Raw genomic sequence first — 11,826 nt, 5'->3', positions numbered from 1 at the left:
CGCGTTGCGATCCGGCTGCGTGGGTCCCATATAACCCCTGCGAGGACGACCTCCAAATCATCATCATCCGGCAAAGGGAGACCTTTGCTTGCAGGGACGGCCCTGTACTTTCATCAGGAGGCCGTTCCATGGCTTGGTTGTTGCTGTTCATCGCGGGTTTGCTTGAAGTCGGCTGGGCCGTCGGGCTCAAATATACCGAAGGCTTTACCCGCCTCGTCCCCTCCGTCCTGACCCTGATCAGCATGACCGCGTCCGTCGGCATGCTCGCCCTCGCCCTCAAGGAACTGCCGATGGGAACCGCCTATGCGGTGTGGACCGGCATCGGCGCGGTCGGCACCGCAGCGCTGGGCATGTACCTGTTCGGCGACCCGGCAACGGTGGCACGGATCACCTGTATCGGGCTGATCGTGGCGGGCATTGCCGGACTGAAGCTGGTCTCGTGACCTACGTCAGATAAAGCTCAGATGCAGCAGCTTCACGATCCACCAGGTCGCGGCGGCAACGATCGCCGCGGCCGGGATCGTGATCACCCAGGCATAGACGATCGAACTCGCCACGTTCCAGCGCACCGCTGACACACGACGTGCCGCGCCGACACCGACGATCGCGCCGGTGATGGTGTGCGTGGTCGAGACGGGAACGCCGAGGAACGTCGCCGCAAATAGCGTCGCGGCACCGCCGGTCTCGGCGCAGAAGCCCTGCATCGGCGTGAGCTTGGTGATGCGCAGGCCCATGGTGCGGACAATGCGCCAGCCGCCCATCAGCGTGCCCAGCGCCATCGCCGCCTGACATGACAGCACGACCCAGAACGGCACGGAAAACTCCGTCCCGAGATGGCCCTGCGAGTACAGCAGCACAGCGATGATGCCCATGGTCTTCTGCGCATCATTGCCGCCATGGCCGAGCGAATACAGCGAAGCCGAGACGAATTGCAGGATGCGGAAGGCGCGGTCCACGGCGAAGGGCGTCGAGCGCACCGAGGCCCATGACACGATGGCCACCAGCACCAGCGCCAGCAGGAAGCCCACCAGCGGCGACAGCACAATGGCCAGCAGCGCCTTGGACAGCCCGGTCCACAAGGCTGCCGAGAGTCCTGCCTTGGCGACACCTGCCCCGAGCAAGCCACCGATCAACGCATGCGACGAGCTTGAGGGAATGCCGAGGCCCCAGGTGATCACGTTCCAGACGATGGCGCCCATCAGGGCCGCAAAGATCACCGCGGGATCGATGACGCTGGGCTCGATGATCCCGGTGCCGATGGTGTTGGCGACATGCAGACCGAATACCAGGAAGGCGATGAAGTTGAAGAATGCCGCCCACAGCACGGCATATTGCGGCCGCAGCACGCGCGTCGAGACGATCGTCGCGATCGAATTGGCAGCGTCATGCAAGCCGTTGAGAAAGTCGAACAGCAATGCGATGGCGATGAGGCCGATCAGCACCGGAAAGGCGAGCGTGGCGTCCACCTGATGGCCCTGCCTTATACTTGTTCGATGACGATGCTGTTGATCTCGTTCGCGACGTCGTCGAAGCGGTCGGCCACCTTTTCAAGGTGCTTGTAGATCTCGGCGCCGACCACGAAATCCATGGTGTTGGCGTCACGATGCTTGAGAAAGAGCTCCTTGAGCCCGATGTCGTGCAGATCGTCGACGCGGCCTTCGAGCTTGCCGACTTCCTCGGTGATCGCCGTGAGCAGGCCGACATTATCGCCGATGGCGCTCATCAGCGGCACGGCGCGACCGACAAGGTTGGCGCATTCCACCAGCAGCGTGCCGATTTCGCGCATCGGCGGCTCGAACTGGCGTACCTCGAACAGCATCACCGCTTTCGCCGTCTGCTGCATCTGGTCGATGGAATCATCCATCGCCGTGATGAGGTTCTTGATGTCGACGCGATCGAACGGCGTGATGAAAGTGCGGCGAACGGCGGTCAGCACCTCGCGGGTGATGGCGTCGGCGTCGTTCTCGAACTGGTTGACGCGCTGACAGTAGACCGGCGTCTCGTCGCCGCCTTCCAGCATCCCCGCAAGCGCCTTGGAGCCCTCGACCACGGTCACTGAATGGCGGGCGAACAGGTCGAAAAACCTTTCCTCCCGGGGCAGAAAGGACCGGAACCAACGCAGCATCATCTCATCCAACTGTCAGGAAAACGCAGCGACCGGACCGCCAGATGGCGGACATGGTCCCGCGGGGCCACCGCCGGCGGCCCTGTGTCACACGGATGTCATAAAGCATTTCCGGCCAAGACGGGCAATCGCGCACCTTTTAGGCCCGATCATCCACCGCTTTATGACAGCCTGCTTTTCCTGAGGCAGTGCCTGGATTTAGAGCGACCGCTTGAAGTAATGCGCGATTTCGCCGATGACGCCGCGGCGGAAGGTCAGCACGCAGACCACAAAGATCACGCCCTGGATCACCGTTACCCACTGGCCGAAGCCGGCGAGGTATTGCTGCATGGCGATGATCACGAAGGCGCCGACCACGGGACCGAACAGCGTACCGAGGCCGCCGACCAGGGTGATCAGCACGATTTCACCGGACATGCTCCAGTGCACGTCGGTGAGCGAAGCGTTCTGCGCCACAAACACCTTCAGCGCGCCGGCGAAACCGGCCAGCGTGCCGGACAGGATATAGGCCAAGAGCTTGTACTGGTCGGTCTTGTAGCCGAGCGACACCGCACGCGGCTCGTTCTCACGGATCGCCTTGAGCACCTCGCCGAACGGCGAGTTGATGGCGCGGTAGATGATCAGGAAGCCCAGCGTGAAGCCGGCGAGGATCACGTAATACAGCGTGATCGGCTTCGAGAGATTGAACAGGCCGAACAGCGTGCCCTGCGGAATGCCCTGGATACCGTCTTCACCGTGGGTGAACGGCGTCTGCAGATAAACGAAGTACAGGAGCTGCGACAGCGCCAGCGTGATCATGGCGAAGTAGATGCCCTGACGACGAATGGCGATCAGGCCGGTGACGACGCTGAGCGCAGCGGCCGCGACGACACCGACGACGATGCCGAGTTCGGGCGTCAGGCCCCACACTTTCAGCGCATGCGCCGTGCAGTAGCCGGCGGTGCCCAGGAACATCGCGTGGCCGAAGGACAGCAGACCGCCATAGCCGATCAAAAGGTTGAAGGCACAGGCGAGTAGCGCGAAGCAGAGCGCCTGCATCACGAAGAACGGATAGACGCCAGTGAGCGGCACGACCAGCAACAGCGCGGTCATGATCGCAAAGGCGACCATCTCGTCTTTGACGGTGCGGCGGGGTGACGGAATGGCGTTTTCAGTGATCGTTGTCATATCAGGCAGCCCGTCCCGTCAGTCCGGAAGGTTTCACAAGGAGCACCAGCACCATCAGCACGAAGACGACAGTGTTGGAGGCCTCGGGGTAAAAATACTTGGTCAGACCCTCGATGATGCCGAGGGCGAAACCGGTGATGATGGAGCCCATGATCGAGCCCATGCCGCCGATCACGACGACCGCGAACACGACGATGATCAGGTCCGCACCCATCAGCGGGCGAACCTGGTTGATCGGCGCCGACAGCACGCCCGCGAGTGCCGCCAGACCGACGCCGAGCCCGTAGGTCAGCGTGATCATCAGCGGCACGTTGATGCCGAAGGCGCGGACCAGCGTGGGGTTTTCCGTCGCGGCGCGCAGATAGGCGCCGAGCCGCGTACGCTCGATCAGGAACCAGGTCGCGATACAGACCACCAGCGAGAAGATAACGACCCAGCCGCGATAGATTGGCAGGAACATGAAGCCGAGATTCATGCCGCCCTTGAGCGCATCCGGGATCGCGTAAGGCAGACCCGACGAGCCGAAATAATTCTGGAACACGCCCTGGATGATCAGCGCCAGACCGAATGTCAGCAACAGGCCATAGAGATGGTCGAGATTGGCGATCCATTTCAGCATGGTGCGTTCCATCACCATGCCGAACAGGCCGACCGCCAGCGGCGCCAGGATCAGCGCCGGCCAGTAGCCGATGCCAGCCAGATTGAGCAGGAAGTATGCCGCAAACGCGCCCATCATATAGACGGCGCCATGGGCGAAATTAATGATGTTCAGCATGCCGAAGATCACGGCGAGGCCGAGACTTAACAGCGCATAGAACGAGCCGTTGATGAGTCCGACCAGCAATTGCGCAGACAGGGCCTGTAGATTGATCGACATGTTGTTCTCAACTCTTATCGCAGGAAAGTCTTGGCCCGGCAGCGCGGCGCCGCCGGGCCAACGATCTTATTTCTTCAGCAGCGCACAGGTGCTCTTCTCGATCGGTGTAAAGGCCTGATCGGCTGGCACTGTACCGGCAAGCTTGTAGAAATCCCACGGCGCCTTCGATTCCGACGGCTTCTTCACTTCGAACAGATAGCCCGGGTGAATCTTGCGGCCATTGGCTTCGATCTTGCCCTGCCCGAACAGCGGATCATCGGTCGGCAATTCCTTCATCTTGGCAACGATCTTCGCGCCATCATGTGGATTGCTGCCGAGCGCTTCCAGCGCCTTGAAGTAGTGGATCAAGCCGGCATACACGCCCGCCTGCACCATCGACGGCGGAGCGCCGTTCTTCATGCGCGCTGCGAACTTCTTGGAGAAGTCGCGGGTCTTGTCGTTCAGGTCCCAGTAGAAAGTCTCGGTGAAGCTGAGGCCCTGTGCGGTTTCAAGACCGATCGCCTTGACGTCGGTGATGAACAGCAGCAACGCCGCGAGCTTCTGACCGCCCTTGGCGATGCCGAATTCAGCCGCCTGCTTGATCGAGTTGGTGGTGTCGCCGCCGGCATTGGCCAGGCCGATGACCTTGGCCTTCGACGACTGCGCCTGCAGCAGGAAGGAGGAGAAGTCCGCGGTGTTGAGCGGATGCTTGACGCCGCCGACCACCTTGCCGCCCGAGGATTTGACGACTTCCGAGGTATCGCGCTCCAGCGCGGCACCGAAGGCGTAGTCGGCGGTGAGGAAGAACCAGCTGTCACCGCCGGCTTTGACCATCGCCTGCCCGGTCGAATGGGCGAGCATGTAGGTGTCGTAGGTCCAGTGCACGGTGTTCGGCGAACACTGCGCATTGGTGAGATCCGACGTCGCGGCGCCCGAATTGATGTAGACGCCGTTCTTCTCCTTGACGATGTTGTTCACCGCCAGTGCCACGCCGGAATTCGGTACGTCGACGATGGTGTCGACCTTGTCGACGTCGAACCACTGCCGCGCGATGTTGGAGCCGATGTCCGGCTTGTTCTGGTGATCGCCGGAGATGATGTCGATCTTCCAGCCCTTGGCCATCAGACCGGAGTCCTCCGCCGCCATCTGCGCAGCCAGGGTCGAACCCGGGCCGCCGAGATCGGCATAGAGACCGGACTGATCGCTGAGTGCGCCGATCTTGACGGTCTTGTCCTGGGCCATGGCGATGCCCGCCATGGCCAGCGAAAGCGCCGTGCCAAGAAGTGCGGTTGAAATCTTGTTTTTCATGGCTTCCTCTCAATGATTTGGACGACGGGCTTCTAAATTAGGTCTTCTTCAAAAGCGGACAAGCACTCTTGTCGAGCGGCGTGAAGGCCTGATCGGCAGGGATCGTCGCCACCAGCTTGTAGTAATCCCAGGGCCCCTTTGACTCCTCGGGCTTCTTCACCTCGAACAGATAGGCCGGGTGCAGCTTGCGACCGTTCGGCTGGATCGTGCCCTTGCCGAAGATGATGTCGTCGGTCGGGGTCGCCTTCATCTTGTCGACGATCTTCAACCCGTCATGGGAGTTGCCACCCATCGCATCCAGCGTCTTGAAGTAATGGATCAGCGATGAATACACGCCGGCCTGCACGGTGGTCGGCATGGCCTTGTTCTTCATGCGCTCCTGGAAGCGCTTGGAGAACGACCGCGTGCCGTCATTGAGGTCCCAGTAGAAGGTCTCGGTGAAGCTCAGTCCCTGCGCAACCGGCAGACCCAGGGCATGGACGTCCGAAATGAACATCAGCAGGCCGGCGAGTTTCTGGCCCCCCTTGATGATGCCGAATTCGGAAGCCTGCTTGATCGAGTTGATGGTGTCGCCGCCGGCATTGGCGAGGCCAATGACCTTGGCCTTGGATGTCTGTGCCTGCAGCAGGAACGACGAGAAGTCGGCGGTGTTCAGCGGCGGCCGGACGCTGCCCAGCACCTTGCCGCCCATGGCGGTCACGGCGTTGGTGGTGTCGCGCTCAAGCGCCGAGCCGAAAGCATAGTCCGCGGTCAGGAAGAACCAGGTATCGCCGCCGCTCTTGACCATCGCCGAGCCGGTGCCGTTGGCAAGCTGATAGGTGTCATAGGCCCAGTGAATGGTGTTGGGCGAGCACTGTGCATTGGAGAGATCGGATGTGCCGGAGCCGGAGTTCAGATAGACGCCGTTCTTTTCCTTGACGACGTTGTTGACGGCGAGACCGACAGAGGACGTCGGCACGTCAACGATCACGTCGACCTTGTCGCGGTCGAACCACTGGCGCACAATGTTGACGCCGATATCCGGCTTGTTCTGGTGGTCGCCGACCACGACCTCGATCTTCCACCCTTTGGCGGCAAGGCCCGAATCCTCGACGGCCATCTGCGCGGCCAGCGTCGAACCGACACCGGTTACGTCGGCATAGAGGCCGGACTGGTCGTTCAGCACGCCGATCTTGGCGGTCTTGTCCTGGGCAAACGCAAGCGAGCTTGCGCTCATCATCAGCGTAAAACCCAGCAGCGACGTCGAAACGACTTTTTTCATTCTGTGCTCCCTACCCGTATTGATGGTTGTGTCTATCGTCGGACCGTTGGCTCGGTCCGTTATTCGATATTAGACGCCGAGATACGTATGCAGCTTGTCCATATTCGCCGAGAGCTCGGAATTGGCGAAGCCATCGATGATCTTGCCGTGCTCGACGATGTAGTAGCGATCCGCTACCGTGGCAGCGAAACGGAAGTTCTGCTCGACCAGCAGGATGGTGAAGCCTTCCGACTTCAGCCGCGCAATGGTGTGACCGATCTGCTGGATGATGACGGGCGCCAGCCCCTCGGTTGGCTCGTCCAGCATCAGGAAGCGCGCGCCGGTGCGCAGAATGCGCCCGATCGCCAGCATCTGCTGCTCACCGCCGGAGAGTTTTGTCCCTTGGCTGTTGAGACGCTCTTTCAGATTTGGAAACAGCTCGAAGATCTGATCCAGAGACAACCCGCCCGGCCGGATCGTCGGCGGCAGCATCAGATTCTCTTTCACGTCGAGGCTGGAAAAGATGCCGCGTTCTTCCGGACAGAATGCGATGCCCTGCTTCGCGATCTTGTCCGACGAGGTCTTGATGATCTCGTTGCCTTCGAACTTTATCGAGCCGGTGCGCTTGCCGATGATGCCCATGATGGACTTCAGCGTCGTGGTCTTGCCGGCGCCGTTGCGACCGAGCAGCGTGACGACCTCGCCCGGCTTCACGTTGAAATTGATGCCGTGAAGAATGTGCGACTCGCCATACCAAGCTTCGAGATTCTCGATGCTGAGAATTGGATTGCCGGTTGCCGCGGTCTTTGCCGGTTCGGCCATTTTAACGTCAGCCATTAGCCGGCTCCCAGATAGGCTTCCTTGACACGCTCGTCCTTGGTGAGGTCGGCGTAGCTGCCTTCCGCAAGAACCTTTCCGCGAGTCAGAACGGTAATGATGTCCGACAGATTGGACACGACGCTGAGGTTATGTTCGACCATCAGGATGGTATACTTCGCCGAGATGCGCTTGATCAGCGCTGCGATCTTGTCGATGTCCTCGTGGCCCATGCCGGCCATCGGCTCGTCGAGCAGCATCATCTCGGGGTCGAGCGCCAGCGTAGTGGCAATCTCTAATGCCCGCTTGCGGCCATAGGGCATTTCCACGGCGGGCGTATTGGCAAATTCGCTGAGGCCGACATCGTCGAGCAGTTCAGCGGCGCGTTGATTGTACTGATCCAGCACGCTCTTGGAGCGCCAGAAGTCGAACGACGATCCATGCTGGCGCTGCAGTGCAACACGGACATTCTCCAGAGCCGTCAGATGCGGAAACACCGCGGAGATCTGAAACGAACGTACCAGGCCAAGGCGCGCCACGTCGGCGGGCGCCGTCGCGGTGATATCCTTGCCCTTGTAGAAAATCTGGCCGGCGGACGGCTGCATGAACTTGGTCAGCAGATTGAAACACGTCGTCTTGCCGGCCCCGTTAGGGCCGATCAATGCGTGAATGGTACCGCGGCGAACTTTGAGACTGACATCGCGGACTGCGAAAAAGCCCGCAAATTCCTTGGTCAATCCGTTGGTTTCGAGAATGAACTCATCGGTCAAGCAAATTTCCCCCATCGACCTTCCCGGCGTGTGTCTCCGCCAGTGGCCAACTTTTTGCGCAACCACATTTCAGGGAAAACTGAAAGTCATCCCCGCGCGGCCACATCGAGTGGCGCGAATATGCCGTCAACGCGACGGCGAACGCAAGGTGCAATGCGGCAGAATTGGGTGGACTGCCTGTCGCACCGACTTCGCCCTTAGTCGTAGGCAGTTAGCCCCCTGCGCATGCGGAAAGCAGAGTCCGCCTGCGACCGGTCTACCGCGCAGAACGCGTCACCTGTTTGCGCCGCAAGGAGCTTTGAAAATCGCTCGTTAATTGTATTGCGAGGCGACTTCCCGCGTTCATTGATTATTTGCTCGCTGTACTCATACTACCCTCGATCGATATCAGGGGGATCATTGCCGTGGACTTCCAGAGCGCCGACGCGTCCGTGGTGAAGTCCATTCGGCAGCGCGATCTGCTGAACTGCTGGCTACGCCTCTATGCGCCGCAACAGGCCCTGCCCGATATCACAAACTATCGCCCGGATCGGATGGACGACGAACGTCCCGATCTCGTCGACTACATTGTTGATCACAGCACCGCACCGCCGCGGCTCATCATCGACAGTAACGGCACCCGCATGGCGAGCGCCTATGGTACCACCGGCAAGGGCCGCTATCTCGACGACTATCTCGGCCCGATCCTCGGTCCTGTCGTGCTGCCGGCCTATCATGAATGTATCGCACGCGAGTTGCCGACTTACACCGTCTCGATGATCGACGATGTCAACGGACGTCTTGTCGCCTATGAGCGGATGCTGATGCCGTTCTCATCAGGCGATGGCGTCACCCATATCATCGCGTCGCTCAAGACGATCAGCGAGGACGGTGGATTCGAAATCAAAAATCTGATGCGCGGCCATCACACCGTGCCGGTGCCGAAACTCAGCGCGGTGATCGATCGCAGCCTGTCCTATCGTGCGCCGCACCGGCTCGCAGCCGGCGACGTCGTCGAGATCGACTGATCGCTATTTTACGTCTTTTGCGTAAATCTCCGGCTTGAAGCCAACCACAAGCTTGCCGCCAAGATCGAGCACAGGCCGCTTGATCATCGAGGGCTGCTCGAGCATCAGCGCGATTGCCTTGCTCTCGTTCAGACCTTCCTTGGCAGCGTCATCGAGCTTGCGAAACGTGGTGCCGGCGCGATTGAGCAGCGTCTCCCAGCCGACCTCCTTGGCCCAGCGCTGCAGCCGCGCCTTGTCGATCCCCTCGGCCTTGTAGTCATGGAAGCTGTAGGCGACATCGTGGCTATCGAGCCAGGCGCGTGCCTTCTTCATCGTGTCGCAATTCTTGATGCCGTAGATGGTGATGGCCATGAGATCTCGCCGTGCCTGCCAAGAGTGATCGTCGTTCTGACCTGACTAGCAGATCAGGCAGCAGCGGCTGACAGCAAATCCGCGATCATCCACAGAGGCGGCCGATGATGCTGGGGTCGGCATCATCGGTTTGTCCTCAGATCTCAGGCCGGACGCCTGCGGTTCGCGAAGATCAACCACAGCGCCGACACCAGGAAATAGAAGGCGCCGAAACCGGCATAGGGCGCGATATCCACGATCGTCGGCACTGTGGCGCCGCCCGCCTGCTTGACAAAGAACAGGCCGGCCGCGGTTGACTGCGCGCCGCTCAGGATCATCGCCCACTGCGCACCGAATGCGCGCCAGCGTCGAACGCCGGTCACGAGTTGCGCGAGGCCCGCCAATGCCGCCCAGACGCCGAACACCGCGAGTACGGCATTCATCCCCGTGCGCAAGGCGATGGCCACGGCCAGTGCGGCAATGAGGCTCACCCCCACATTCAGCGCCTGCGAGGGATTGGCCAGCAAGCCGCCGCTGCCCTGGGCATCGAACCAGTTCGCAAGTGCATCCCAGGCGGGATAGCTGACCAGCAGGATGGCGGCGGCCCCGGGCGACGAGACGCCAACGGTGAAGGCGGCTGCCACCCAGGCCGCCGCGACGATGCCGCGGACGAGGTAATAACGTGCGAGGTCTCCGCTCGCTACGGCCGGCAGGCTGGCGGTTGCCTGTGGGACGGTCATGCTGGTCTCCATCGAAGCTTGGACCGGGCGCTCTCCACCGGGCTGGCGGAAGAACCTTGGTCAAATTACATATTGCGATAACTAATATCGCGATATGTTTATTGGCTTGAGCAGGCCGCCTTGTCCATATTTATTTATCGCGATATACGTTATTGTGATATCGACGTGAGGAGAGTTGCCGTGGTGCCCGCCGACATTCCGCTGGATCACCAGCTCTGTTTTTCGCTCTACAGCGCCAGCATGGCCATCGGCCGCGCCTACAAGCCGCTGCTCGACGCGCTCGAGATCACCTACCCGCAATATCTCGTGCTGAGCACATTGTGGGAGGGCGGCGCACAGAGCGTCGGCGGCATCGCCGACCGGCTGGCGCTGGAATCGAGCACGGTCACGCCGCTGGTGAAGCGGCTCGAGCAGGCCGGCTTCGTCGCGCGCAGGCGAAATCCGGAAGATGAGCGGCAGGTCGTCGTCAGCCTCACGGCCAAAGGCACGGCGCTGCGCGAGAAGGCACGCTGCCTCGGCGAGACGTTGTTCGCCGCGGCCGGCATGACGCCGGAACGGCTGATCGCCCTGAACAGCGAGGTCCATGCCTTTCGGGATGCCGTGACCAACTACACCGGCAAGACAGGTGCGACCGTGGCGGAGAGTGCCGACTGACGCAGATGACACGCGACAGGGCGCCAGCGAATCTGTCGTAAGATACCGGACACATTCAGCGCCGGAGCGACCATGGAGTTCACCGCACTTTTCCTGGCAATCGCCATCACCATGCTCGTCGCATGGTATCGCAGCCGCACGCTCTCGCTGTCGCTGTTCGCCGTGGTGCTGATCGCCTGCGTGGCGACCTTCCTGCACCACGCCACCGACGCGCTGAAACTGTCGTTCTGAGGCCATCATGACCTCACATCGCGCTATCGCCCTCAACGTCCTCGCACTCTACGCCCTCGCCGCGCTGCTGGCGGCCGCCTTTGCTGCGCAGTTCATTTTGGGCGAACTGCCCTGCCCGCTATGCCTGCTGCAGCGGATCATGTTTGCGCTGCTGGCCATCGGCCCGATCCTCAACATTCGCTTCGGCCCGCGCGCCAGCCATTACGCGCTGTCACTGCTTGCAGCCGTCGTCGGCGCCACCGTCTCGACCCGGCAGGTGTTGCTGCACATCATGCCCGGCGATCCCGGCTTCGGCACCGCGCTGTTCGGCTATCACTATTACACTTGGGCACTGATCGGCTTCATCGCAGCCATCGTTCTGTTGTCGCTAGTGCTGCTGTTCGACCGGCAATTCGAGAAGGATCCCGCTGCTTACTCCGCGCCCAGCGTGATCGCGCATGTTGCCGTCTGGCTCGTGATCGGCCTGACGGCTGCGAACGTCGCCTCGACCTTGCTCGAATGCGGCTTCAAGGCCTGCGCGGACGATCCGAAGGTGTATGAGCTGTTGAAGCGATAGCGGCGTCGTTCCCCGCGGGTGCGAGC

Annotated in this window: 15 protein-coding genes; 5 read left to right on the top strand and 10 right to left on the bottom strand. The window is 61.2% G+C overall.

Features of this window, described 5'->3' with window-relative positions:
* The first annotated feature begins 128 nt into the window (after positions 1 to 128).
* Positions 129 to 443 carry a quaternary ammonium compound efflux SMR transporter SugE gene (gene sugE, locus AB8A23_RS18240; RefSeq protein ID WP_068731015.1) on the top strand — a complete coding sequence of 105 codons (315 nt, stop codon included), beginning with the start codon at positions 129 to 131 and terminating at the stop codon, positions 441 to 443.
* A 6-nt stretch (positions 444 to 449) separates the two neighbouring features.
* Here sugE and AB8A23_RS18235 read toward each other — a convergent pair whose 3' ends face one another.
* From AB8A23_RS18235 to AB8A23_RS18200, 8 genes are all read right to left on the bottom strand, one after another.
* Positions 450 to 1,466, bottom strand: coding sequence for an inorganic phosphate transporter (locus AB8A23_RS18235; RefSeq protein WP_089263901.1), 1,017 nt, complete (start codon positions 1,464 to 1,466; stop codon positions 450 to 452).
* 14 nt (positions 1,467 to 1,480) lie between these two features.
* A complete protein-coding gene (locus AB8A23_RS18230; RefSeq protein ID WP_089264630.1) occupies positions 1,481 to 2,125 on the bottom strand; it encodes a DUF47 domain-containing protein in 645 nt (214 codons plus the stop codon).
* Between the two features lie 198 nt (positions 2,126 to 2,323).
* Complete coding sequence (locus AB8A23_RS18225; protein ID WP_093758258.1) at positions 2,324 to 3,292, bottom strand: branched-chain amino acid ABC transporter permease; 969 nt, start codon at positions 3,290 to 3,292, stop codon at positions 2,324 to 2,326.
* Between the two features lies 1 nt (position 3,293).
* A complete protein-coding gene (locus AB8A23_RS18220) occupies positions 3,294 to 4,169 on the bottom strand; it encodes a branched-chain amino acid ABC transporter permease (RefSeq protein WP_089263899.1) in 876 nt (291 codons plus the stop codon).
* Positions 4,170 to 4,235: 66 nt separating this feature from the next.
* A complete protein-coding gene (locus AB8A23_RS18215) occupies positions 4,236 to 5,456 on the bottom strand; it encodes an ABC transporter substrate-binding protein (RefSeq protein WP_120292249.1) in 1,221 nt (406 codons plus the stop codon).
* A 37-nt stretch (positions 5,457 to 5,493) separates the two neighbouring features.
* Positions 5,494 to 6,717, bottom strand: coding sequence for an ABC transporter substrate-binding protein (locus AB8A23_RS18210; protein WP_439058656.1), 1,224 nt, complete (start codon positions 6,715 to 6,717; stop codon positions 5,494 to 5,496).
* Between the two features lie 69 nt (positions 6,718 to 6,786).
* The gene (locus tag AB8A23_RS18205; protein ID WP_149532345.1) at positions 6,787 to 7,533 is read right to left on the bottom strand and encodes an ABC transporter ATP-binding protein; all 747 of its coding nucleotides are present in this window, start codon (positions 7,531 to 7,533) and stop codon (positions 6,787 to 6,789) included.
* Positions 7,533 to 8,282 (bottom strand): ABC transporter ATP-binding protein, encoded by a 750-nt coding sequence (locus AB8A23_RS18200; RefSeq protein ID WP_439058657.1) that lies wholly within the window; start codon positions 8,280 to 8,282, stop codon positions 7,533 to 7,535. The genes AB8A23_RS18205 and AB8A23_RS18200 overlap by 1 nt, the downstream gene beginning before the upstream one ends.
* Before the next feature lie 404 nt (positions 8,283 to 8,686).
* Here AB8A23_RS18200 and AB8A23_RS18195 point away from each other — a divergent pair, with 404 nt between their 5' ends.
* Positions 8,687 to 9,289, top strand: a complete 603-nt coding sequence (locus AB8A23_RS18195) for a hypothetical protein (protein ID WP_093761530.1) — start codon at positions 8,687 to 8,689, stop codon at positions 9,287 to 9,289.
* A 3-nt stretch (positions 9,290 to 9,292) separates the two neighbouring features.
* Here AB8A23_RS18195 and AB8A23_RS18190 read toward each other — a convergent pair whose 3' ends face one another.
* On the bottom strand, positions 9,293 to 9,640 hold the full coding sequence (locus AB8A23_RS18190) for an ArsC family reductase (RefSeq protein WP_093761528.1): 348 nt from the start codon (positions 9,638 to 9,640) through the stop codon (positions 9,293 to 9,295).
* 143 nt (positions 9,641 to 9,783) lie between these two features.
* Positions 9,784 to 10,359, bottom strand: a complete 576-nt coding sequence (locus AB8A23_RS18185; RefSeq protein ID WP_439058658.1) for a DUF308 domain-containing protein — start codon at positions 10,357 to 10,359, stop codon at positions 9,784 to 9,786.
* 180 nt (positions 10,360 to 10,539) lie between these two features.
* On the opposite strand from AB8A23_RS18185, the gene AB8A23_RS18180 reads away from it, so the two are divergent.
* From AB8A23_RS18180 to AB8A23_RS18170, 3 genes are all read left to right on the top strand, one after another.
* Positions 10,540 to 11,013 (top strand): MarR family winged helix-turn-helix transcriptional regulator, encoded by a 474-nt coding sequence (locus AB8A23_RS18180; protein WP_439058659.1) that lies wholly within the window; start codon positions 10,540 to 10,542, stop codon positions 11,011 to 11,013.
* A gap of 72 nt (positions 11,014 to 11,085) precedes the next feature.
* The gene (locus AB8A23_RS18175) at positions 11,086 to 11,244 is read left to right on the top strand and encodes a DUF5993 family protein (RefSeq protein ID WP_170849827.1); all 159 of its coding nucleotides are present in this window, start codon (positions 11,086 to 11,088) and stop codon (positions 11,242 to 11,244) included.
* A gap of 7 nt (positions 11,245 to 11,251) precedes the next feature.
* Positions 11,252 to 11,800, top strand: coding sequence for a disulfide bond formation protein B (locus AB8A23_RS18170; protein WP_093761526.1), 549 nt, complete (start codon positions 11,252 to 11,254; stop codon positions 11,798 to 11,800).
* Positions 11,801 to 11,826: the final 26 nt, after the last annotated feature.

It is taken from the genome of Tardiphaga sp. 619_E2_N8_4, assembly GCF_051810905.1.
Lineage (GTDB): Bacteria > Pseudomonadota > Alphaproteobacteria > Rhizobiales > Xanthobacteraceae > Tardiphaga > Tardiphaga robiniae.
The sequence above is the reverse complement of the archived record's forward strand: the minus strand, read 5'-3'. Positions and strand labels throughout refer to the sequence as shown.

Coding starts and splice junctions, on each gene's coding strand:
- sugE (WP_068731015.1), top strand. CDS start 129: ATGGCTTGGTTGTTGCTGTTCATCGCGGGTTTGCTTGAAGTCGGCTGG.
- AB8A23_RS18230 (WP_089264630.1), bottom strand. CDS start 2,125: ATGCTGCGTTGGTTCCGGTCCTTTCTGCCCCGGGAGGAAAGGTTTTTC.
- AB8A23_RS18225 (WP_093758258.1), bottom strand. CDS start 3,292: ATGACAACGATCACTGAAAACGCCATTCCGTCACCCCGCCGCACCGTC.
- AB8A23_RS18220 (WP_089263899.1), bottom strand. CDS start 4,169: ATGTCGATCAATCTACAGGCCCTGTCTGCGCAATTGCTGGTCGGACTC.
- AB8A23_RS18215 (WP_120292249.1), bottom strand. CDS start 5,456: ATGAAAAACAAGATTTCAACCGCACTTCTTGGCACGGCGCTTTCGCTG.
- AB8A23_RS18210 (WP_439058656.1), bottom strand. CDS start 6,717: ATGAAAAAAGTCGTTTCGACGTCGCTGCTGGGTTTTACGCTGATGATG.
- AB8A23_RS18205 (WP_149532345.1), bottom strand. CDS start 7,533: ATGGCTGACGTTAAAATGGCCGAACCGGCAAAGACCGCGGCAACCGGC.
- AB8A23_RS18190 (WP_093761528.1), bottom strand. CDS start 9,640: ATGGCCATCACCATCTACGGCATCAAGAATTGCGACACGATGAAGAAG.
- AB8A23_RS18185 (WP_439058658.1), bottom strand. CDS start 10,359: ATGACCGTCCCACAGGCAACCGCCAGCCTGCCGGCCGTAGCGAGCGGA.
- AB8A23_RS18175 (WP_170849827.1), top strand. CDS start 11,086: ATGGAGTTCACCGCACTTTTCCTGGCAATCGCCATCACCATGCTCGTC.
- AB8A23_RS18170 (WP_093761526.1), top strand. CDS start 11,252: ATGACCTCACATCGCGCTATCGCCCTCAACGTCCTCGCACTCTACGCC.